The following is a 22,536-nucleotide window of genomic DNA, read 5'->3' as shown; positions in this document are numbered from 1 at the left end:
CACTATCTCGGTATCTCAATGGTTTCAAGAATTTGATCAACTACCTTATGGACAGTAAAAGCTTCCATTTCGCGCTCAGGAGTCAATACTAACCTATGTTCTAAAACTGCTTTTGTACAACGTTTTATATCGTCTGGTGTCACAAAATCCCTTCCGTTAATTGCGGCATTGGCTTTGGATGCATTGAGAATTGCCAATGATGCTCTAGGAGATGCACCCAAATATAAGTTAGCATTGGTACGTGTATTATGTACTATGGATGCAATATAATTTAGTAAGTTATCTTCAACAACAACTTGCTTAATGAGATTTTGATAGGTTATAATACTATCGGAATTTAAAACAGAACTAATGGTTCCGAAGTCCATAACATCTTGCCTCTGATGATTGTCTAGCAAAATTTGAACTTCATTTTCAAGTGACGGGTAGTCCACGTTAATTTTAAACAAAAAACGATCTAACTGTGCTTCTGGCAATCGATAGGTACCTTCTTGTTCAATGGGGTTTTGAGTAGCAAACACTAAGAACGGTAAATCCATTTTGTATTTGGTGCCATCCATCGTTATTTGACGCTCAGCCATAACCTCAAATAAGGCAGCTTGGGTTTTAGCTGGTGCCCGGTTAATCTCGTCTATAAGAACGATGTTAGAAAATACAGGTCCTTTCTTATATTCAAATTCATTTGTTTTTACATTAAAAATAGAGGTGCCAAGTATATCACTAGGCATTAAATCTGGTGTAAATTGAATACGATTAAAATCGACATCCAATGTTTTAGCAAGAATTTTAGCTGTAATGGTTTTTGCAACTCCAGGGACACCTTCAATTAAGGCATGTCCGTTGGTAAGAATGGATATGATGAGTAGTTCAACCATTTCTTCTTGCCCCACAATAAACTTTGCAATCTCATTTTTTATTTGGGATACACTTTCCTGTAGAGGCTTTAAATCTAATCTACTTTTAAAATCGTTAGATTCGGTTTCTTGTGACTCGTTAGCTGGGTTACTTGTTTTACCCTCAGGTTCCAAATTATCTTTATATTCTTCCATTATTTGGTTTTGTTTGTGAATTTTTCAATTTTTTTATTAAGTGCAATCAAATCTTTTTCAGAATGAAAAGATTTAGCTTTTAGTTGTTCAATATAATCTATTAGAGCTGTTGACTCTTCAATTGTATTCCCAGATTTACTGGCTAATTTTTTTACAAACGAACTATTGAGTACGTCTGTATTCAAGTAAAATTTTGTGCGTATTAGTTCTAAAAAGTATTTGATTTTTTTCGCTATAATATTAGTGTAGTCACCAGATTGATAGTATAACTCTCCTATGGTTTGGGTAAATTCTACGGTAGAATTTTCTAAAGGTTCTACCACGGGAATAATACGTTGTGTACGCTTACCCCTAAAAATCACAAACAGCAAAAGTGTAAAAACACTTGTGTAAAATGCCCATTTTAAGGCCGTACTCTTAAGAATATAACGTAATGGACTAGAAATAACTTTGCGCCCAGACTTGTAATAATTATCCCATATAATCTGTTGCTTTGGTAAAAAAGAAAGAACCGTTGCGGCATAATCTTCTTTAGTGTCTAGCAGATGGTAATTGGTAAATGCAAAAGGGTTGGTATGTATGTAAAATGCACCATTATTTTCTCCAAAATTTATCTTGACAAAATTTGGCTCCTTTTCTACGTCGTCTTCATAAGACATGGTGCCAATAATTGTTGTGTTAAGCGTATCGACCGAAGTCAGAAAACTATTTTCAATAACATCACTAAAGATGTATGTTTTTTCCTTTAAGTTGGGACTAGTAAAAGAATGGACGGATGGTTTTCTAAAAAATTCATCGTAGCCATTATAGGCCGATATATTTAAAGTGTCTCTTAGCTCTCCATAAAGTACTTTGGTACTTATAAACACAGAGTTTCCTCTATCTACAAAATCTAAGATGGCGTCAGCATCTTCTGGTGTAGGACTAATGTAATTGTTGATGAGGACTAAAGTCGAAGCACTTAATGTGTCAATACGATTTCCAAAAAATTCATAGGCAGTTTTATTGCTCGTTATAATTGGCTTTGTGGAAAATGTTTCTAATTCATTAAATAACACATAACACCCTAAAGGAATTTTGTCAGTAGATGAGTATGAATCTCGCCAATTTATAGCTTTGGGTTTTGTTACCTCGGCTATCATCATTAACAAAATGACACCAGCTATAACATATAGTGCTATTTTAGATTTTTTATCCATTGAAATTCGAAGATATTAAATGGTCAAAATCTTTTTTATTCTTATCATAATCAGATTGATTAATGAAGAACTCTCCATACCAAACATAATCGTAGATGTAAGAAACACGCTTAAAAAGTGTCTTTACATTTTCATTTTTTATTTCATTTATATAGTCTAAGTTGGTTTTGTCATAATGCCAATCTATAGTGTTCCTTTGAGAAAGTACTTTGAGCGATTTTAAATAAAGATAGCGTGTTGCTAAACGATAATCATTTGCCTTTAATGCTTTTTTAATCAATTTATCAAAATTGATGTCGGCTATATTCTCTTCCACATAATTAAACCCATCTATTTTTTTTGTTTCTGTTTTAAACACTGAGCTTATGGAATTCTGGATTAGAAACTTGGCTAGTAAGTAAAGAACTCCCAAGCCTAAAATGCCATATATAATATACTCTAGAGTTTGATAATCAATATAATCTATATCAAATCCAAATAAATCCTGAAGCCACCCAAAAAACTTCCTAAGCACTTGTTGAACAAGATTTACTCCACCAGAGTCATTAATGGAATAGTTAAACTCATCACCAGAATAACGTTCCGAAATATTTTCTTTAAAACGGGTGATCTCTATGTTTGAAGAGTCTTTTTTTACCGATTCTTGAGCGTAAATTGTAATCGCACCAAAAAAGGAAAGTAAGGAGGTTATATGTTTTTGAAAGGTACTATTCATTTACACCAATCTGATCAATTTTATGTTGTAAATACACATTGTATTTGTTTTCGTAAAGGTTATAATACAATACGCCATAGGCTACTTGGGATAATGCCTGAGTGTAAATAAATGACAATAAAAACATGGCAAACCCAAAAGTAAAAACCAAGGTTGCGAATGTGCTGCCAATGAGATCCACATTGCTCTCAGCAGAAAAATAAAGATAAAAACCTAATATAAATCCAGGTATGGCGAGTATAAGCGCTGTTATCATAAGGTTTAAAATGCCTATTACCAGTCCAAATAAAATAACGCGCCAAAAATTGGAAAATGTAAAGTTAAAACCTTCTGAAATGGCATCGCCAAACCCTTTATTGTCCGAAAATATAGACATAAAAGTAAGGCCAAAAACAGCTGAAAGTGTAAAGCTTAGTCCATATTGGACAATCATCCCTAGTAAAGGAATAAAAGAGACCAAAAGAGAAATTATAATATAAACCACATATACAACAACACCTAAAAGGACGAATACCACAATGGTGCCTATATTTTGTTTTATTTGTTGCCAGATTGGTTTCGATTCTACTTGTCCTTGGGTTTTTACGTACTGTGAGACATAAGCACTTGAAAAACTGTAATTAATCAACGATGTTATAAATACAATAAGAAAAAGAATTATAGCTCCAGAAATAAAATAGCTTTCGGTAGCTATATTGTTTCCCATACCAAATCTAAAATCCCGACTTGCTAGCCCCATAAAACCAGTAACTAACAGGTAAGCTGCTATAAGTGTAAGTACAATACTAATAGCATTATATCTTACATATAGATTAGTGTATTTCTTAAAATTATACTTTAAAAAAAGGAAGTAGTTACTTATAATGTCTCCGAAACTGCTTCGGTTTCTAAATTCTATATATTTTTCTGTCACGCTAATTGTAATTTGGGGATGTTTTGTTGTATAGACTTATTTAAGGCTATTGGATAAAAAATGTAATAGTAAACAATTATAAAAAGAGATAAAAATATAATTCCGTAGGCTAGAAGATTTGGCATTTGCTCACCATAACGTGTTATAAACCCTTCTATAAACCCAGCTATTATAAAAAACGGTATGGTGCTCACTACAATTTTAAGCCCATCTTTAGCACCTTTCATAAAGGCCACTCTACGAGAGTACGTTTTAGGAAACAAGAAGCTATTTCCCATTACCAAACCTGCACAGCCCGCTATAACTATAACAGAAATTTCAATAGTACCATGTAACCATACTGTCGAGGTTTTTTCAAGTATGCCGTAATTGTAAAAAAATGTGATAAATGCACCTAACATTATACCATTACTAAACAAAATATAGATGGTTCCAATACTAAAAAAGATGCCGAACGCAAATGCAATAATGGCAACTCTTATGTTGTTTATAGTTATGCCCAAAAAAGACCCAATGTTGCTTCCACTTTTATAAACGGCCATAGGTTCGCCGTTCTCAATATTTTCTAGTGTCATATTCACATAGCCATCACCTAGGATTAATCTAACAAAAGAATCATCATTTAAAGTAGATACTGCTCCAATAATTACCGCACTCATAAAGATTAAAAAAGTGTAAAGTAGTGTCTTATGATATTGTCGAAAAAACAACGGAAACTCATCTCTCCAAAATGAAATGATTTTATTTTTAGATTCTTTTTTGGTAATGTAAATTTTTTGATGCGCCTGTGATGCTAACGAATTAAGGTACAACAAGGTCTTACTATCAGGGTAGTAGGTCTGTGCGTAGGCTAAATCGTTGGTGAGTTGTATATAATATGATGCTAGATCATCGGGACTTATTTTTACATTATTATCTAATGCTTTTTCAAATACAATCCATTTTTCCTTATTTTGCCTCACAAATGAAGCTTCGCGCATATATCCAATTTTAATTTAAACGAATATACAGTTCCATGGGGAAATTAGCAATTAACACTGCTCAAAATGTCAATTTAGATTACAAGCTTATCGGTCTGGGAGAGCGTATGGTAGCTTTTTTAATTGATGGTATCATTCTACTGACATATATGACCATAATGGAAAACCTTATGGAAATATCAAAAGTTTTTGATGGAGCTGATAGTTGGACACAAACAGGATTTTTAGGTCTGTTTTATTTGCCGGCATTTTTTTATTCCCTGATTTGCCATATTATTTTCGATGGTAGAACCATAGGGAAAATGATTATGAAAATAAAAGTTGTTCGTCTCGATGGAGCTCCTACGCAATGGTATAATTTATTGGTGCGTTGGATGTTAAGGATAGTTGATATTTGGCTTTTCTTTTCGTCCATTGGTATTTTAAGTATTCTTCTTTCAGATAAAAAGCAACGTGTTGGTGATTCTGCAGCTGGGACAGTTGTGATAAGTAACAAGAAGAAACACAAAATAACAAGTACTATTTTAGAGGATATTAATGATGATTATCAGCCCGTTTTTAGTAATGTAACACAGCTTTCAGATAAGGATATACGTATTGTAAAGGAGGCCTTCTTAATTTCAAAGCGAAATTCGGATTACAAGACCTTGACCGTTTTGAGAAAAAAAATAGCTTCAATTCTTCAGGTTGAATCCAATTTATATGACATAGAGTTTATTGATACCATTTTAAAGGACTATAACTACTATACCCAAAACATGTAAGCAGAGAACCATATTCACGGTGTGAATTTGTGTGAATCGCTTACACTGAGCCTGTCAAAGTGCTCTCGATGTGACCAAGGAAAGAAAAAAATAAATTACGATGTCACTTCGAGTAACCTCAGTGACCAAAGAGAATAACAAATAAGAATTAGAAATGTTTTTTCATATTGTTGATATTTTAGGAACCATAGCTTTTGCAATTTCGGGCGTACTCGTGGCTATGGATAAACGCATGGATGCCTTTGGGGTGTTGATTATAGCATTTGTTACGGCAGTAGGCGGAGGTACTTTACGTGATGTTATGATTGGTTTAGAACCTGTATCCTGGATGCGAAATATGACCTTTGTTTACGTTATTATTGGTTCAGCAATATTTGCGGTTATATTCAGACGAAGAATAAGTTATTTAAGAACCTCTCTTTTTTTATTCGATACCATTGGGATAGCGCTTTATACAGTAGTTGGTATTGAAAAAGGAATTGTGGCAGGGCTTCATCCTATAATCTGTATTGCATTGGGGACAATGACAGCCTGCTTTGGTGGTGTTATACGAGATATTTTATGTAACGAAATCCCTGTGATTTTTAGAAAGGAAATTTATGCTACGGCTTGTATTTTAGGCGGATTGACATACTTTTTATTACTTCAATTTTTAGAAGACACCAATTTTGTGTTTGTTATCGCTGGTGGGATAGTTATTGTTACTCGACTTTTAGCGGTGAAGTTTAAAATTTCTTTACCAAGTTTATATAAGAATGAAGAAGGTTCTAAACGTTGATATCTTCTTCAATTATTTTTAGCAACTCACGTATATAATCAACCAAATTTCTATGCTTTTCTGCTAATAAACTATTGTTCATCATGGCTAATTTTAATCCATTTTGAAACGTTTGATTATTGTGCTGCCATTGCGAATCTTCAATTAGTTTTTGATACTTACTCTCTGGTATATCTTTAGATGAAAGCCTGTTGAGCAAACCATACTTTGATTCAGTAATATCGAAAAACCCAAGTGCGCTCGTATTTTTAATATTGATATCATAGAGGTATTCTTCATATTCTCTACGCATGTGATGTTCTCCAGAGGCGACTTGTGCATAAAGCTTATCTAATTCTAGCAACCCATTTTTAATTGAATCGTTTTTTATGAGACTAAGATTCCCAGAACTAAGAAGCTCTTTAAATGTGTTATTGTTTGGGACGAATTCAAACCAGATAAAGACCGTCTCGTATTTATTAGTATAGTTTTCTACATCTTGAATAGTCGTTGGTAGATCGGAGTTAAGCAAAAAGGAGGAGGCCTCAGCTTTTCCAAAATGAATTGCTCTGAATTCTTCTGCGTTTTCAACTTCATTTATCAGGTCTGCCTTCAAATTTTTTAAGTAGCTGACTTCCATTGCGCGTTCTTTCCGAGCTTCATTCCAATTATTAATTTGTAATGCGATTAATATGCCTATAACAACTAGGATGATTTCACCAATAGCGTATTTGAAGTATTTCCCAGTTTTATTTTCACTCATTAATTTATATCGTATTTTTCTGAAGAATTTTATCATCTATGAATGGAAGGTTATTATTTAAAGCCTATATATTCAAATATAGGTAATTTAATTATTTGAAAATCAGAAGTAAAACTAGGGGTTACTCTATAATCTCAGCCTTCCAGATATACACGTTTTTTAATGGCCATTCTCCCTCATCAGTTGGTACAGCTGCAATTTTATCTACTGTATCCATTCCGTCAATAACACGTCCAAAAATGGTGTAATCACCATCTAAATGATGTGTACCCCCGGGTTTTTGAACAATAAAAAACTGATATGGTGAAGCCATTTTATAGGGGTTTAAAATATCACCACTTGGAGTGGACAAAACGCCTCGGTCGTGTGTAAAACCGTGTCTCGTGTCTTTTGGGAGTAAATAACGCCCTATCTTTCGTCGTTTTTTTGTGACCTTATAGTCATCGCTACTGCCACCTTGTATCACAAAGTTATTCACCACCCGGTAAAACTGGGTGCCGTCAAAATACCCTTGTTTTACCAAAAAGATAAAATTAGCGCGGTGGAACTTGGTTTCTTCAAACAACTCTATATCAATGGTCCCAAAATCGGTAGTCAGTCTCACTTTTGTTTCAGGATGTTCCTTTTCGTATTCCAAAAAAAAGTCCATAGCGTTATCATCCGTCAATTTTGGATACTTCCGTTTTTGGGCAACTTTCTTCTTTGTTTCTTTTTTTTCAACAACTGCCGTCGTATCTTTTTTTGAAGATTCTGTTTGTTTTGAAGTTTGTTTATCTTCACAATTCAAAAATAATAGCAGTAATACAATACAGGTATATCTCATAAATGGTTTTTAGTACATTTTTAGAATCTTTGGTAAAGTTAAAAAATAAAGACCTTTTAGGTGAATTTGCTCACGCCAAAATGTCTCCGCCATATCGCCTAAAGTTGGCAGAACAAATGGCACAAAAACGTAAAACAGCCAAACATGCCGCTGTTATGGCTTTGTTTTATCCAGATCAGCATCAAAAGACTTATCTCGTTTTAATTCTTAGAAAAACGTATAAGGGTGTACATTCCGCACAAGTGGGCTTCCCTGGTGGTAAGGTAGAAAATGGAGATATAGATTTAAAGCATACAGCCTTGAGGGAGACCGAAGAGGAAATCAATGTTGACATTAATGCTGTTACAGTTGTTAAGGAGATGTCTCCACTTTATATTCCACCAAGTAATTTTATAGTCCACCCATTTATTGGCTATGTTGGGTCTCGGCCAAACTTTATAAAAGAAGAAGCCGAAGTTGAGGCCATAATTGAGGTTGCCCTAGATGATTTTTTGGATGAATCCAATGTAAAACAAACTAAAGTGGCAACAAGCTATAAGGTTGATATTGAGGTGCCAGCTTTTTATCTCAACGGTTATATTGTTTGGGGAGCCACGGCAATGATGCTAAGTGAATTAAAACTCCTATTGAATGAGGTCAGGTAAACTAGGGTTATTTCTTACATTTGTAGTCTAACCGTTAATATTACTATGGGATTATTTAAGAAAAATCCTTTTGGACATATACTTTTTATTAAAAAATGGCTCATTAGAATATTGGGCCTTTTTACGCATCGTCGATTTAGAGGTTTTAACGAGCTACAAATTGAAGGTTCTGAAATCATAAAAAATTTACCAGACACCAATGTACTATTCATCTCTAATCACCAAACCTATTTTGCCGATGTAATTGCTATGTTTCATGTGTTTAACGCAAGCCTCAGTGGACGCTTAGACAATATAAAGAATGTAGGGTATCTCTGGAACCCCAAGTTGAATATTTATTACGTTGCTGCTAAGGAAACCATGAAGTCTGGATTAATACCAAAAATATTTGCCTATACAGGATCAATAAGTATTGAGCGTACATGGAGGGCACAAGGAAAGGATGTTAAGCGACAGGTGAAAATGAGCGATATTACTGCCATTAAAAAGGCCTTGGATGATGGTTGGGTCATTACATTTCCACAAGGGACAACAACACCATTTAAGCCGATTAGAAAAGGAACAGCACATATTATTAAACATTATAAGCCTACCGTAGTCCCTATAGTTATTGATGGTTTTAGACGCTCATTTGATAAGAAGGGCTTGCGCGTAAAGAAGAAGAATATCTATCAATCCTTTGAAATAAAAGAACCGCTAGAGATTGATTATGAAAACGAATCAATTCCTGAAATTGTCGAAAAAATAGAATATGCTATAGAGCAACATCCTTCTTTCTTAAAGGTGATTCCCCAAGAAGAAATAATGGAGGCAGAGCGATTAAATAAAGAACTTAGGGATTGGTAAAGCCATTTTAGAACTACTCATCATAGTCTTCTATTTTTCGCAACTCGGCATAATTCTTATTCAATCGTTTTATTAAAATACCGTAGATTAATTTGTAAAATAACCAAATTAATAAAAGGAATATTCCTGTAGTAGCAGTAATTATACCTACTAAAACAACCAATTGCATATTACTGAATTCAGCTATTTTTTCAGCCATTTCAGGGTGGTCCTGTAAGGTTAAATAGAAACTTACCGGAATACTGATAAATGCAATTGTTAAGTTATAGAGTACATAATATTTAATGATCTTTCGAGTTTTTAAGATGCTCTCCATTAGTTTTTTTGCGTTGTCCGTAACGGAAATGGAGGTGTAGGATTTCCATAGTAAATAGACAAATAGCAAGATAATGACATAACCCATTATAGTTAGGGTGAGGTAGATGGAGCTATGCATCATTTCTTCCATTTGCGCTCTCATTTTGTCAGAGAGTATTGCAGGAAGGGTGTTTACCAATATCCAAAAGACAAGCTCAGCAATACTGATGTAAAACAGGGTTTTAACAATAGACGAGGACTTTTTATGACTCATTTTATAGATGTCCTTGTCGCTGTAGGATTGAAACTTCTCATTAGAAGTCTGCCAATCTCGTTTTAATAATTCTAATTCATCCATAAGTCTACGGATTAATGATTTTCTTTAATTTCTTTTTTACCCGGTTCATTTTTACCCGAGCATTGACTTCACTAATACCTAGTGTTTCACTAATTTCTCTATAATCTTTATCTTCCAAATAGAGAAAAACCAAAGCTTTCTCAATATCATTCAGTTGTTGTACCGCTTTGTACATTACCTTTAGTTGTTGCTCTTCCGTATCATCGTATTCCTCTGCCTTTATCTTAAATTGTAAGGCATCAAAGTCCGAAGTTTTAACCCTGCGCTTGGATTTTCTATATAAAGTAATGGCAGTATTTAACCCCACACGATACATCCAAGTACTGAATTTTGAATCCCCTCTAAACTTTGGGTAGGCTCGCCATAGCTGTATAGTTATTTCTTGAAACAGATCATTATGGGCATCTTGGTTATTGGTATAAAGTCTACAGACTTTATGGACAATATTTTGATTCTCCTTGAGCTGTTCTATAAAGCTATGTTCAAGTTCCTTGTTCAATAGTTGCGTTAGTTAGTTTAGTCAATCAATAGGTATATAAAGAAGGACAATTGTTACAGTATTTTCTTAAAGAATTAATTAATGATTCAAAAATATACAATTCGGAAATGAAATTATACAGTTCAGAACATTAGAATTTTTATGCCAGTTTGTTTTATGGTGATTTGTACCATCAATTACAAAAAACAAACCATCATGAAATCTCTTATAACTCTAATAAGTTTTCTCTTCATAGTCAGTATTCAAGCACAAACTCTGGTATACGGAACTGTTGTCAATCAAAAAAGCGAACCTATTCCTGGTGCTAATGTGTACTTAGAAGGGACTTATGATGGAGACACAACTGATGAATTTGGAAAGTTTAGTTTTGAAACTTCAGAAGTTGGTGTTCAGAAATTGGTGATTTCATTCTTATCCTATGAAACTAAAGCCATAGAGGACGATGTAAAAGCAATGTCCAAAATCATCATAAAACTAAAAGATGATGTCGATACTCTAGATACTGTAGTTATATCTGCAGGAACGTTTGAAGCCAATGATAATAGTAAGGTTTCTGTCTTAAACTCTTTAGACGTTGTGACTACAGCCAGTGCTTTAGGCGATGTTTTTGGAGCTTTACAAACCTTACCAGGAACGTCTACAAATGCTGAAGATGGACGCTTGTTTGTAAGAGGCGGAAACGCTGATGAAACACAGATATTTATTGATGGTACTCGTGTATTTACACCGTATTCGCCAACAACAAATAATACACCGACACGTGGGCGCTATTCCCCATTTTTGTTCGATGGTATTACCTTTTCTACAGGCGGGTATTCGGCAGAGTATGGTCAGGCATTATCTAGTGTGTTGCTTTTAAATACTATTGACGAACCAGATCAGGACAAAACAGATATTGGGATAATGACGGTAGGGGCAACGCTTGGTAATACGCAAAAATGGGAAAAGTCTTCCTTAAGTGTTAATGCCAGCTACATCAACTTAGCACCTTATTTAGTGGCTTTTGAAGACAGAAACGATTGGAAAAAACCATTTGAAAGCGCTCAAGGCGAAGCGGTTTACAGATTAAAAACCAACTCTGGATTATTGAAGTTTTACAGTGCTTTTGATACAGCTAATTTTGAATTGACCCAAGACGATATTAATCAAGCAGATGGCTTTCAGTTTAAATTGAATAACAATAATTTCTACACAAATACCTCTTATCATGGCGTTTTAGGTAATGGTTGGGCAATATCCACAGGAATGAGCTACACCATTGCAAATTCAAAACTCGGAGTTGAAGAGGCTAAGATTACCGATAATGAAAATTCAGCCCACTTTAAATTAAAATTTAAAAAGCGATTTAGCAGTCGGTTTAAACTCAACTTTGGCTCAGAATATTTCGCTACTGATTTTACAGAACGTTTTCAAGAAGATGATATAGATACCAAATATGGTTTTAATAATAATATTTGGGCAGGCTTTGTGGAATCGGATATTATTTTTTCAAGGTCTTTAGCATTAAAACTAGGGGTAAGAGCCGATTATAGTTCTATTTTTAAGTCCACCGAGATAGCGCCAAGAGCATCTTTGGCTTACAAGACGTCTAAGAATGGCCAATTGTCTGTGGCTTATGGGCAATTCTATCAGAATCCATCTTCAGAGGTTTTAAAATTCACGAATGATTTAAAAGCTCAGAACACATCTCATTATATTTTAAACTATCAATATGTCAATAATGGGAAAATATTTAGAGCTGAAGGCTATAGAAAGGAGTATAGCAACTTGATGAAGTTTTCTGGTAGTTTTCCAAATTTTGAAAGTGAATTTAATGCAAATGGTGATGGATATGCTCAAGGCTTAGATTTGTTTTGGCGCGACAATACCGGTATTAAAAATATGGACTATTGGGTAAGCTATTCATTCTTGGATACAGAAAGAGACCATAGAAATTTTGAAAACGCTGCAACACCAAACTTTGCAACCAAGCATAATTTGTCTGTAGTAGGGAAGTATTGGGTAGAAGACTGGAAAAGCCAAATAGGGTTCTCGTACACGTTCGGTTCTGGCCGTCCCTACGATAATCCAAATACAGAAGCCTTTTTAGCGGAGCGCACTAAAAGCTTCAATAGTCTAAGCCTTAATTGGGCGTACTTAATCGATCAGCAAAAGATTTTATATTTCTCTGTAAATAATGTGCTTGGCTTTAAAAACATCAATGGCTACCAATATGCCAATACGCCAGATATGAATGGGGAATTTAATCGTAGAGCTTTAGTACCAGCGGCAGATCAGTTTTTCTTTGTAGGCTTCTTTTGGACGATTAGTGAAAAAGGTACGGATAATCAGTTGGATAATTTGTAATATAAAAGTTTAGTGAAACAAGATTAGGTGTTCAGTAAATAAGTTGTAATAATAATTATGGCTACATAAAAGATTCGTCCATAAATAGTCATTTGTTCGGCTTGTTTAATTTTTAAATCATAACCATATCTTCTAAACCTTTTAATCTCAGACTCATTGAAATCATTTTTTCTTTTTTTAATCACTCCAAAAAAAGGAAACGGAAGAAAAAAGAATAATAAGATTTCAGAATTTGTTAATGGGATAGATTTAAGATGTTCTGAATTTTTTTGATCTTCATTCATTAAAAATGATTCACTTCCACTTAATATTACAGCCCATGCTTGGCTTTTGGTCCTTGTTTATGTCTGTGCCTTCAATCAAAGCATTCATAGCCGCGCGCAAATCTTTCCCGGTTACGGGGATATCATTTCCTGGTCTAGAGTCATCCAATTGCCCCGTATACACCAATTCTAAATTCTCATCAAACAAAAAGAAATCTGGTGTACAAGCTGCGTCATAGGCTTTTGCCACATCTTGTGTTTGATCGTATAGATAAGGAAAGATGAAATCATTTTCTATGGCATTTTCTTTCATTTTATTTGGAGCATCCTGAGGGTAATTTTCTACATCATTACTTGAGATAGCAATACAGGTTATACCCTTACTAATATAATCTTTTGCCAATTGAGACAGCTCAGCGTTAACATGTTTTACAAAAGGGCAATGGTTACAGATAAACATAATTAATGTACCCTTTTGACCTTTAAGCGTTTCTAAACTCTTTTGTTTATCATCGACGGTATCAACTAAATTAAAATCGGGTGCTTTTGTGCCTAAAGGGAGCATATTTGAAGGTGTTAGTGCCATTATTTTTTGTTATTTTTAGTGTTTGAAAAATGTTCTAATAGTCTAAGTTTTGTCACCTTGAGAATTGCTATAAAACAAATATACTTTGTTTGAAAGTAGCTTGTGAAACAAGTCGAAAGGTCTTAAAATTATTTTTGTAAAGGTCTCGACTGCCAGCCCGACTTGGTTCTGGCGGGTGCTCGACCTGACAATAAAATTATAATATGGATAAGATAATAACATTCGATGACTTTACAAAAGTCGATTTACGTGTAGGCACCATTATTGATGTTCAGGATTTCCCGAAATCGCGTAACCCATCATACCAGTTAAAAGTTGATTTTGGTGACCTAGGCATCAAAAAGTCGAGCGCACAAATCACAACGCTATACACTAAAGAACAATTGCTCAATAGACAAGTTGTGGCCGTGGTTAACTTTCCCAAAAAGCAAATCGCCAATTTTATGAGCGAGTGCTTAGTCATGGGAGCAGTAAAGGAGGACGATGTGTTTTTACTCGGCCCAGAGACTAAAGTTAAAAATGGAACAACTGTTAACTAATTTATGCGACTGAGGCTGAATACTGCTAACTGAATACTGCCTACTAAAAAACTGCCAACTAAATCTAAAGTTCTTCCCTAAAGAAAATAGCATTTAATAATAGTCGGTTGGTGCCGTACCAAAACGCTCTAAAGTTAGTATTGTCCGTAAACGCAACAATAGAGCCTCTTCCCATACCATCTATTTTTAAAGGTACAGTCGTCGCTAAACTATCTAAATTTGGTTTAGAGATATAACCGCTTAATAATGGGTTTTTAGTATACTGAATGGGGTTATCGTAACTGTTTTTACTTGGCTTCATAAACAAAGTTGTATTTCTGAACATCGGTAAACGATCATTCTTTAACCCGAAATTAATAGGGTGGGAGCGATCTATTTTTGTTTCAAAAATGGCTCCACCAATGACTTGTGCTCCTCTAAAATCACCACGTTCTTCAAACGAAATATTTTCAGCTTTAAGTTCTGAAGATTTAAAATCAATCTTCATCAGTTTTCTATTGTTTAAAAAGCGAAGTGCGTTTCTGTAGGCAATTAAGGTGCCTCCACCTTGAATCCAACCTTGTAGTTTTTTGGTTTGCCCTTCATCTAATGGCGAATAACTATTCACCATAATAATGGTATTGTATCTGCTGAGGTCTGCTCTATTAAAATTTTTAGTGTCTAATTTTGTGACCAACACGTCATAGCGTGTATCTAATAAATGCCAAATTTCACCAGCGTCATAAGAGGTCATTCCGTCACCAACAAGTAGTGCGATTTTAGGCAATTCTAAAGACCTGAAATTATTACTTCCTAAATCAATGCCATTATTAAGCCCTGTTGAAACAGCATCGACCGAAACATGACTTTCCTTTGCCAAATCCTGTAAAAGTGCATATAATTCGGATGGTGATAAGTCTTGGTTTTTAGCTGGAATCATTATTGTCCCATAGTCATAATTCTTGCCATTTGCAGAGAATTGTTTCATGCTCATTTTGGCACGGATACCTTTTTGCAGTAGTTTGTAAACCAACTTAGGAGCATAATACTCGTGCCATTCCATTAAGTATGCATAGTCGCTTTTAGCGGCTACTTTTCCTTCTAATAGTTTTAAGTCTTCAACTTTAGCACCTGCATTTGCAGTTGTAGTTTCTGTATAGTCAACATTAAATGCTAAAGGAAAAGCCCATGCAGAAATATCATAAAATAAGCTATCCTGAAAGGTGGTACGCTTCTCGAACATAGCATTTATCAAACGTGTGTTATTCTGATTTTTAGGAACAACGTAGGCATGATTTTTTGTGTAACGTTTTCCGTTTAACGTCACGTCATCTTTTAGCTCATGAAAGGTAATTTGATGGCGCTCTAAGATTTCTGCTAAGTGAAACGTTTTTCCAGCATCTTTTTCATCTCCAAAAACAATGGCTTTATTCCCTTGTTTAGCCCCTTCAGATCGCGCATTTTTAAAGAAGTTTTGCTGATAATCAAGAATTTCTTCCCGCATAGCATTTGCTGCTTCTAAAGTTGAAAGTGCTGCTGTAAATTGATTTCGTATCGTGAAAGGAAAGGTTAGTAACCCATTATCACTTTCTTGCACATGGCCACGAGAACTGGCTTGTTCAAACAAAATACCGATACTTCCATTAATGTCTGGGAACGTAGAGCCTTTTCCATAATAGAAATCATCAAAACTTTCTTCAGAATAATACAAAGAGCCAATTTTATCTAATGCCTTGGCATGGTATGTCGCAATGCCTTTTGTCAATTCCTGATTTAATTTTGGAGTCAAAGGGTGGGTTCTAGACGGAATCCCAGGTTGAAAGAAAAAGGAACTGTTGGTTCCCATTTCATGATGGTCTGTCAAAATATTTGGCATCCAATCATGAAAGGTTTTAATACGCGCTCTAGACTCAGGTAGCTGCACTGGCAACCAATCCCTGTTCATGTCAAACCAATAATGATTTGTACGTCCACCTGGCCAAACCTCACTATATTCTCTGTCATTAGGGTCTGGATTTAAGTTTTGACCTCTGTTGGTGTTGGCCCAATAGGCAAAGCGTTGTAATCCATCTGGATTAAACGAAGGATCAAAAAGAATTACTGTATTCTTAAGCATCTCATCAATCTTAGGGCCTTGTGCTGCCGCTAAATAATAGGCTGCTGCCAAGCCGGCATTAGCACCACTTGGCTCGTTTCCATGGATGGAAAACCCTTGATATACTACAATTGGTCTATCCGTTGATGTCACCGATGTTGTAGCTTCGATATGTGCTGCTTTTATGGCTTCTAGATTGCTGTGGTTTTCTGGCGATGTAATGGTCAATAGCAAAAGCGGTCTGTCCTCAAAGGTTTTGCCTCTATCTTCAATCGTAATACGATCCGAAGCTTTCGCCAGAGCTTTCATGTATTCTGCTAATTTATCATGTGTGATATGCCATTCGCCAACTTCGTGACCTATAACACTTTTTGGTGTGGGAATATTTGGATTGTACTCAACATCGGTTGGTAAGTAATACGAAAGATCTACATCGGATTGTGAAAAAAGTGTAGAAACTGATAATAGGAAAACAAGAAGAACACGAAGTTTAATCATTGGTGGTTAGTTTAAATTGTTTTTGAATTATCTCAAAAATAAAAAATCCACTACGAAGCGTAGTGGATTTCTAAATATTTAACAGCTAATTAAGTTTTAGATGTCTTCAAACTTTACATCTGTAAAGGCTTCAGCACTATCTAAATCAGAATCTTCTTTAGTTTTACCTTCTGCTGCCTGAAAAGAATCATCTTCCTTTTTAAAATCTTTTTGATGACGTTCGCTAATGACTTCTTCTCCTTTTTCTGAAATGATATAATCTGTCATCTCTTGAACAAGCTCATTAAACTCAGCAAAATCCTCTTTATATAAATAGATTTTATGTTTTTTGTAATGGAACGACCCATCAGCATTTGTAAATTTTTTACTCTCAGTAATCGTTAAATAATAATCTCCAGCTTTAGTGGATCTCACATCAAAGAAATATGTACGTCTCCCTGCTCGTAATACTTTCGAATAAATTTCTTCTTTATCCATCATTCCGTTATCACTCATAATTAAATATCAATTTTTTATACGCATCCAAAAATCTAAAAAAAATGTATAGTAACCAACAATTTATGAAATTTCTTTTTCGGCGAGTTGTTTAAGATATAAGTCCTTATAGTAACCCTCAGTGTTTATAAGGGTTGTATGAGATCCGCGTTGGGTGATTTGTCCATCTTCGAGTATGATGATATGATCTGCATTTTTTACCGAAGACACCCTATGGCTTACTATTACAGAGGTCTTTTCCTTGGAAAGCTTGTTGAGGTTTTTTAGAATCTTTTCTTCAGTTTCCGTATCTACAGCAGACAAGCAATCGTCGAATAGCAATATTTGTGGGTTTTTTATAATGGCACGTGCAATGGAAATACGTTGCTTTTGTCCACCGGATAATGTTATCCCTCTTTCGCCCAATACGGTATCATAACCGTTTTTAAAACCGATAATGTTTTTATGCACCTTAGCATCTTGCGCTGCTTCTATGACATCGGTTTCACTTGCGTCCTCTTTCCCAAATCGGATGTTGTTTTTTATGGTGTCCGAAAACAAAAAGGCGTCCTGTGGTACATAACCTATACTTTCTCTCAGGCTATCTAAATTGACTTCAGTTATAGGGATACCATCAATTAAAATGTCTCCCTTTTCAATATCGTAAAGTCTCCCGATAAGATCTAATATTGTGGATTTTCCTGAACCTGTTTTTCCTAAAATGGCCAATGTTTCTCCAGCTTTAATGTCAAAACTTACATTTTTTAAGGCTTGAATATTGGTATCTGGATATACAAATGACACATTCTTAAAACTAATATTCCCAGTGATAGGTGTTGGTTCGTTTCTGGTATTTGTAATGTCTGGGGGTGTTTCCAAAAATTCATTGATTCTTTTCTGGGAAGCTTCAGCCTGCTGCACCAAGTTGGTCACCCAACCAATTACGGCAACTGGCCATGTTAGCATATTTACATAAATTAAAAACTCAGCAATGGTACCGATGTCTTCAATTTTGCCCTCCATATAGAGTGTACCACCAATGTATGCTACTATAATAGTACTTAAACCTATAATTAAAATCATTAATGGAAAGAACAATGCCTGAATTTTAGCCAGGTCAATTTGTTTTTGCCTGTTTTCCAAAGAAAGGGTTTCAAAATTATCGTTAGTCCTTGGTTCAATACCATAAGATTTTATGACCGAAATCCCACTAAAATGTTCTTGCGTGAAGGCAGATAAAGTTGAAAGTGATTCTTGCACAATTCGACTTCGTTTATTTATAATTTGTGAAATCTTGTAAATAAAAATAGATAGTACAGGAAGCGGAAGAATTGTATATAGGGTCAATTCAACAGAACGACTGAACATATAAATGAGGGCAACTACAAAAAGAGTAACGGTATTGATACTGTACATTATTGCTGGGCCTGCATACATCCTCACTTTACCAACATCTTCACTTATTCGGTTCATTAAATCACCTGTACGATTAGACTTGTAAAACTCTAAGGACAGGATTTGATAATGCTTATAGACCTCATTCTTAAGATCATATTCAATAAATCGAGATACATTTATTATGGTCTGTCGCATTAAAAAGGTGAAAATACCTGCTAAAATTGCTGCCCCAACGAGATATAAAATATTGAGCATCAATTCTTGTTGAAACACCTCTTCTGTAATGGTGCCATTTAATTTATCTGAAACTACGTTGATAGACGCTCCAATAAGACGAGGAGTAAAAAGAGCAAAAATTTTGGCAACAACAGTAATAAAAATACCGACAATTAGTCGATATCTGTATTTGTAAAAATATTTATTGAGATGTTTGAGTGCCTTCATTCAAAAAAGTTGGTAACGCAAAACTATTATCATAATCCTATTTTATAGTTAATATTTTGCTAATGCTTCATTATTAATTTATTTTTGCACGCTGTTTTTAAGAACTTTTCAAACAGTATTAATTTTTAAATTATGGTAACAGAAGTAATTCCTGCAGAGGATTTAAAAAAAGTTGATCCTGTTTTCGGTCAAATTTCTTTTGACGATCACGAGCAAATTGTGTTTTGCAACGACAAAGATACTGGATTACGAGCAATTATTGGAATTCACAGTACAGTATTGGGACCTGCCTTAGGCGGTACACGTATGTGGTCTTATGCCAATGAGTGGGAAGCTTTAAATGATGTATTGCGACTTTCTAGAGGCATGACTTTTAAATCTGCGATAACAGGTCTAAATCTTGGTGGTGGTAAAGCGGTAATTATCGGAGATGCCAAAACCCAAAAAACACCTGAGTTGATGAAACGCTTTGGGGAGTTTGTACATTCTCTAAGTGGAAAATACATTACTGCTGAAGATGTTGGTATGAAAACTGAAGATATGGACTTGGTACGTGAGGTGACTCCTTACGTTACTGGAATTTCTGAAAGTAAAGGTGGTGCAGGTAATCCATCCCCAATAACGGCTTATGGAGTGTTTATGGGAATGAAGGCAGCAGCAAAATATAAATTTGGATCAGATATTTTAGAGGACAAATCAGTTTATGTACAGGGCATTGGTAATGTAGGAGAAGGGTTGGTAGAACACTTGGTCAATGAAGGAGCACAAGTAACCATTAGCGATATCAGTCAAGATCGTTTAGAGGAGGTGCGTTCTAAGTATGGTGTTACTATTTACGGAGGAAATGATATTTACAGCGAGCCTATGGATATTTACGCACCTTGTGCTTTAGGTGCGACGATTAATGATAATACTATTCATAAGCTAAAAGCTAAGATTATAGCTGGCGCAGCCAATAATCAATTAGAAAATGAGAATGTGCACGGTCCTATTTTGCAAGAAAGAGGAATTGTTTATGCACCTGATTTTTTAATCAACGCTGGTGGAATTATTAATGTTTACGCTGAATTAGAAAACTATGACCGTCAAGAAATTATGCGTAAAACGGAGAATATCTACAATACCACACTTGAGATTTTGGACAACGCCAAAGCCAATAAAATAACGACACATGCTGCAGCTCTTAACATTGCAAAAGAGCGTATTGCTACTCGCAAACGAGAAAACATCAAATAATTTTTTTGCGAAATAATTAATGGTATTTTTGCAAGGTGAAAACGGAATGGTTTTCACCTTTTTAATATTTATTAAAATAACAACAAAAGTTCTTACACATGCTAAATAGAAGACATATCCGTATTAAAGTTATGCAAGCCTTATTTGCTTATAAGGGTACGGAAAGTGATGATTTTTCAAAAGACGAAAAATTTCTTTTTCATAGTATCGATAGCATGTTAGATCTTTATTTTTCAATAATGGCACTTCTTGTAGAAGTTCAGAAGAAAGCCAATACACGTCTCGAAAAATCCCAAAAAAAACTATTGGCAACAGCCGAGGACATCAATCCAAACAGAAAGTTTGCTGATAATGTTGTATTAGAATTTATTAGTAGTAACGAACAGTTAAAGACTATCATTTCTAAAAGAAAACTCAATTTCTGGGATATGGATTTTGAATATGTCGATATTGTATTGAAAGAGATTCAGGATAGTGAGATCTATTCAGATTACATGAGCAAGGGACCTTCAACCCTAAAGGAAGATAAAGATTTTATGATAGATGTTTACACTGAAATCATTGCCCCGAACGAAAAATTGTACGATTATTTTGAAGATAAGCGATTGACCTGGGCAGATGACCTTCCTGTTGTAAACACCTTAATTATTAAGTTGTTTAGGAAACTTAAATTAACGAAGCCCGACTCATTTTTAATTCCAGAATTGTACAAGGACGAAGATGATAAAAAATTTGCTTCAGAATTATTTAGAAAGACACTTTTAAATCAATCCCAATTCTATGATGAAATTGCACAAAAAACGACCAATTGGGATGCAGAACGCTTGGCCAGTTTAGACGGTGTGTTGATGCAAATGGCATTATGCGAATTTCAGAAATTCCCATCTATTCCTGTAAAAGTGACCATAAATGAATACCTAGAAATAGCAAAGGAGTATTCCACACCAAAAAGTAGCACTTTTATCAACGGTATCTTAGATAAGACGGTTAAAGAGTACCAAAAAGCAAATAAACATAATAAAGTGGGGAGAGGATTGATGTAAGTCTCTATAGCTTAGGGTACTGTTTTCAACGGATATTACTGTTAAGACATCCTTAAAAGTTTCAATTCGTGTAAATAATTACTACATTTAGCCCCTGATACAAAAAATCTACTTATTAATTTATAAAGTTAAAGCAATGAAAAAAGTAATTTTAGGACTTGGTGCCTTATGTATGGTTGCATTTACATCTTGTAAAGATGATGCGGCAAGTAAAGTAAAATCTGAAAATGTAGCTGTAGCTGCAGAGAGAGATGCAAATGCTGGAGATTTTCCTGCAATTTCATTTGACAAAACAGAGCACGATTTCGGTACTATCGAAAACGGAACTCCTGTAAGTACAGTATTTCAATATACCAATACTGGTAATACGATGTTAGTTGTTAGTGATATTAAGAGTACATGTGGTTGTACAGTACCTAAGGATTACACTAGTCAAGTAGCACCAGGTGAAACAGGTCAGTTTACAGTTGAGTTTAATGGTAAAGGTAATGGTAACAAAGTGTCTAAAACCATTACTATGACTACTAATACGGCTAAAGGTAATGAGCAAGTTAAGATTTCAGCTTTTGTTGAGGCTGATCCTAACGCTGCTAAGCCAGCTGCCAATACTGCAACAAGCGGACAGTCTATTATGACAACGCAACAAACAAGTACTCAACCAGGGCACGAAGGTCATAACCACCAATAAAAACCATTAAATGGGAGATTTAAGTTCACTATTGCCATTTGTGGCTATGTTTGCTGTTGTTTATTTTTTTATGATTGCACCTCAAATGAAGCGTGCAAAAAAAGAAAAGAAGTTTGCAGCAGAGTTAAAACGTGGTGACCGTGTCATTACCAAAAGTGGTATGCATGGTAAAGTAGCAGATTTAAACGATAAGGATAACAGTTGTGTCATCGAGACATTAGCTGGTAAAATTAAGTTTGATCGTTCTGCTATTTCAATGGAGATGAGCAATAAACTAAATGCACCAGCAAAATAATTGCCTGCATTTTAAAGCATAAGAAAGCCGCTTCAATTTTGAAGT

General features: G+C 34.8%; 24 protein-coding genes. 10 read left to right on the top strand and 14 right to left on the bottom strand.

The window, feature by feature from the left end; all coding sequences use genetic code 11:
- Positions 1-2 precede the first annotated feature (2 nt).
- From ACFEMA_RS09985 to ACFEMA_RS09965, 5 genes are read right to left on the bottom strand one after another with little or no spacing between them, the layout of a single operon-like run.
- Positions 3-1,049 (bottom strand): AAA family ATPase, encoded by a 1,047-nt coding sequence (locus ACFEMA_RS09985; protein ID WP_411768052.1) that lies wholly within the window; start codon positions 1,047-1,049, stop codon positions 3-5.
- Positions 1,049-2,248, bottom strand: a complete 1,200-nt coding sequence (locus tag ACFEMA_RS09980) for a DUF4350 domain-containing protein (RefSeq protein ID WP_411768051.1) — start codon at positions 2,246-2,248, stop codon at positions 1,049-1,051. Before ACFEMA_RS09980 ends, ACFEMA_RS09985 begins: the two co-directional genes overlap by 1 nt.
- On the bottom strand, positions 2,241-2,963 hold the full coding sequence (locus tag ACFEMA_RS09975) for a hypothetical protein (protein WP_411768050.1): 723 nt from the start codon (positions 2,961-2,963) through the stop codon (positions 2,241-2,243). The genes ACFEMA_RS09980 and ACFEMA_RS09975 overlap by 8 nt, the downstream gene beginning before the upstream one ends.
- The gene (locus ACFEMA_RS09970) at positions 2,956-3,876 is read right to left on the bottom strand and encodes a hypothetical protein (RefSeq protein ID WP_411768049.1); all 921 of its coding nucleotides are present in this window, start codon (positions 3,874-3,876) and stop codon (positions 2,956-2,958) included. Before ACFEMA_RS09970 ends, ACFEMA_RS09975 begins: the two co-directional genes overlap by 8 nt.
- A complete protein-coding gene (locus ACFEMA_RS09965) occupies positions 3,873-4,856 on the bottom strand; it encodes a stage II sporulation protein M (RefSeq protein ID WP_411768048.1) in 984 nt (327 codons plus the stop codon). The genes ACFEMA_RS09970 and ACFEMA_RS09965 overlap by 4 nt, the downstream gene beginning before the upstream one ends.
- 35 nt (positions 4,857-4,891) lie before the next feature.
- On the opposite strand from ACFEMA_RS09965, the gene ACFEMA_RS09960 reads away from it, so the two are divergent.
- Together ACFEMA_RS09960 and ACFEMA_RS09955 are read left to right on the top strand one after the other, a co-directional pair.
- The gene (locus ACFEMA_RS09960) at positions 4,892-5,620 is read left to right on the top strand and encodes an RDD family protein (RefSeq protein WP_411768047.1); all 729 of its coding nucleotides are present in this window, start codon (positions 4,892-4,894) and stop codon (positions 5,618-5,620) included.
- 154 nt (positions 5,621-5,774) lie between these two features.
- Positions 5,775-6,398: a trimeric intracellular cation channel family protein gene (locus ACFEMA_RS09955; RefSeq protein ID WP_411768046.1), complete on the top strand. Its 624-nt coding sequence runs from the start codon at positions 5,775-5,777 to the stop codon at positions 6,396-6,398.
- On the opposite strand, the gene ACFEMA_RS09950 is transcribed toward ACFEMA_RS09955, so the two are convergent.
- Together ACFEMA_RS09950 and ACFEMA_RS09945 are read right to left on the bottom strand one after the other, a co-directional pair.
- Positions 6,388-7,140 carry a DUF6090 family protein gene (locus ACFEMA_RS09950; RefSeq protein WP_411768045.1) on the bottom strand — a complete coding sequence of 251 codons (753 nt, stop codon included), beginning with the start codon at positions 7,138-7,140 and terminating at the stop codon, positions 6,388-6,390. The genes ACFEMA_RS09955 and ACFEMA_RS09950 overlap by 11 nt on opposite strands.
- Before the next feature lie 121 nt (positions 7,141-7,261).
- Entirely contained in the window at positions 7,262-7,963 is a 702-nt protein-coding gene (locus tag ACFEMA_RS09945; RefSeq protein ID WP_411768044.1) for a peptidylprolyl isomerase, read from the bottom strand.
- 2 nt (positions 7,964-7,965) lie between these two features.
- Between ACFEMA_RS09945 and ACFEMA_RS09940 the strand changes: the two genes are divergently transcribed.
- Both ACFEMA_RS09940 and ACFEMA_RS09935 read left to right on the top strand, forming a co-directional pair.
- Complete coding sequence (locus ACFEMA_RS09940) at positions 7,966-8,607, top strand: NUDIX hydrolase (protein WP_411768043.1); 642 nt, start codon at positions 7,966-7,968, stop codon at positions 8,605-8,607.
- Positions 8,608-8,652: 45 nt separating this feature from the next.
- Entirely contained in the window at positions 8,653-9,453 is an 801-nt protein-coding gene (locus tag ACFEMA_RS09935) for a lysophospholipid acyltransferase family protein (RefSeq protein ID WP_411768042.1), read from the top strand.
- Positions 9,454-9,466: 13 nt separating this feature from the next.
- Here ACFEMA_RS09935 and ACFEMA_RS09930 read toward each other — a convergent pair whose 3' ends face one another.
- Complete coding sequence (locus ACFEMA_RS09930) at positions 9,467-10,108, bottom strand: hypothetical protein (RefSeq protein ID WP_411768041.1); 642 nt, start codon at positions 10,106-10,108, stop codon at positions 9,467-9,469.
- Between the two features lie 4 nt (positions 10,109-10,112).
- Positions 10,113-10,607: an RNA polymerase sigma factor gene (locus tag ACFEMA_RS09925; protein ID WP_411768040.1), complete on the bottom strand. Its 495-nt coding sequence runs from the start codon at positions 10,605-10,607 to the stop codon at positions 10,113-10,115.
- Between the two features lie 195 nt (positions 10,608-10,802).
- Between ACFEMA_RS09925 and ACFEMA_RS09920 the strand changes: the two genes are divergently transcribed.
- Positions 10,803-12,953 (top strand): TonB-dependent receptor, encoded by a 2,151-nt coding sequence (locus tag ACFEMA_RS09920; RefSeq protein ID WP_411768039.1) that lies wholly within the window; start codon positions 10,803-10,805, stop codon positions 12,951-12,953.
- 23 nt (positions 12,954-12,976) lie between these two features.
- Here the strand turns inward: ACFEMA_RS09920 and ACFEMA_RS09915 are convergent, their stop codons facing one another.
- Together ACFEMA_RS09915 and ACFEMA_RS09910 are read right to left on the bottom strand one after the other, a co-directional pair.
- A complete protein-coding gene (locus ACFEMA_RS09915; RefSeq protein WP_411768037.1) occupies positions 12,977-13,237 on the bottom strand; it encodes a hypothetical protein in 261 nt (86 codons plus the stop codon).
- A gap of 10 nt (positions 13,238-13,247) precedes the next feature.
- On the bottom strand, positions 13,248-13,802 hold the full coding sequence (locus ACFEMA_RS09910) for a thioredoxin family protein (RefSeq protein WP_411768035.1): 555 nt from the start codon (positions 13,800-13,802) through the stop codon (positions 13,248-13,250).
- A gap of 203 nt (positions 13,803-14,005) precedes the next feature.
- Here ACFEMA_RS09910 and ACFEMA_RS09905 point away from each other — a divergent pair, with 203 nt between their 5' ends.
- Positions 14,006-14,341 carry a tRNA-binding protein gene (locus ACFEMA_RS09905; protein WP_411768033.1) on the top strand — a complete coding sequence of 112 codons (336 nt, stop codon included), beginning with the start codon at positions 14,006-14,008 and terminating at the stop codon, positions 14,339-14,341.
- A 64-nt stretch (positions 14,342-14,405) separates the two neighbouring features.
- On the opposite strand, the gene ACFEMA_RS09900 is transcribed toward ACFEMA_RS09905, so the two are convergent.
- The 3 genes from ACFEMA_RS09900 to ACFEMA_RS09890 all read right to left on the bottom strand — a co-directional run bounded on the left by ACFEMA_RS09900 (position 14,406) and on the right by ACFEMA_RS09890 (position 19,229).
- Complete coding sequence (locus ACFEMA_RS09900) at positions 14,406-16,913, bottom strand: M14 family zinc carboxypeptidase (RefSeq protein WP_411768031.1); 2,508 nt, start codon at positions 16,911-16,913, stop codon at positions 14,406-14,408.
- A gap of 96 nt (positions 16,914-17,009) precedes the next feature.
- Positions 17,010-17,408 (bottom strand): PUR family DNA/RNA-binding protein, encoded by a 399-nt coding sequence (locus tag ACFEMA_RS09895; RefSeq protein ID WP_411768029.1) that lies wholly within the window; start codon positions 17,406-17,408, stop codon positions 17,010-17,012.
- 63 nt (positions 17,409-17,471) lie between these two features.
- Positions 17,472-19,229 (bottom strand): ABC transporter ATP-binding protein, encoded by a 1,758-nt coding sequence (locus ACFEMA_RS09890; RefSeq protein ID WP_411768027.1) that lies wholly within the window; start codon positions 19,227-19,229, stop codon positions 17,472-17,474.
- A 132-nt stretch (positions 19,230-19,361) separates the two neighbouring features.
- Between ACFEMA_RS09890 and ACFEMA_RS09885 the strand changes: the two genes are divergently transcribed.
- From ACFEMA_RS09885 to yajC, 4 genes are all read left to right on the top strand, one after another.
- A complete protein-coding gene (locus tag ACFEMA_RS09885; RefSeq protein ID WP_411768025.1) occupies positions 19,362-20,465 on the top strand; it encodes a Glu/Leu/Phe/Val family dehydrogenase in 1,104 nt (367 codons plus the stop codon).
- A 98-nt stretch (positions 20,466-20,563) separates the two neighbouring features.
- The gene (gene nusB / locus ACFEMA_RS09880; RefSeq protein ID WP_411768023.1) at positions 20,564-21,508 is read left to right on the top strand and encodes a transcription antitermination factor NusB; all 945 of its coding nucleotides are present in this window, start codon (positions 20,564-20,566) and stop codon (positions 21,506-21,508) included.
- A gap of 136 nt (positions 21,509-21,644) precedes the next feature.
- Positions 21,645-22,196 carry a DUF1573 domain-containing protein gene (locus ACFEMA_RS09875; protein WP_411768021.1) on the top strand — a complete coding sequence of 184 codons (552 nt, stop codon included), beginning with the start codon at positions 21,645-21,647 and terminating at the stop codon, positions 22,194-22,196.
- Between the two features lie 10 nt (positions 22,197-22,206).
- Positions 22,207-22,491: a preprotein translocase subunit YajC gene (yajC, locus tag ACFEMA_RS09870; RefSeq protein ID WP_411768019.1), complete on the top strand. Its 285-nt coding sequence runs from the start codon at positions 22,207-22,209 to the stop codon at positions 22,489-22,491.
- The last annotated feature ends 45 nt before the right edge of the window (positions 22,492-22,536 follow it).

The organism is Winogradskyella sp. A3E31 (assembly GCF_046720935.1).
Lineage (GTDB): Bacteria > Bacteroidota > Bacteroidia > Flavobacteriales > Flavobacteriaceae > Winogradskyella.
This window is presented reverse-complemented; position numbering and strand designations above follow the sequence as displayed.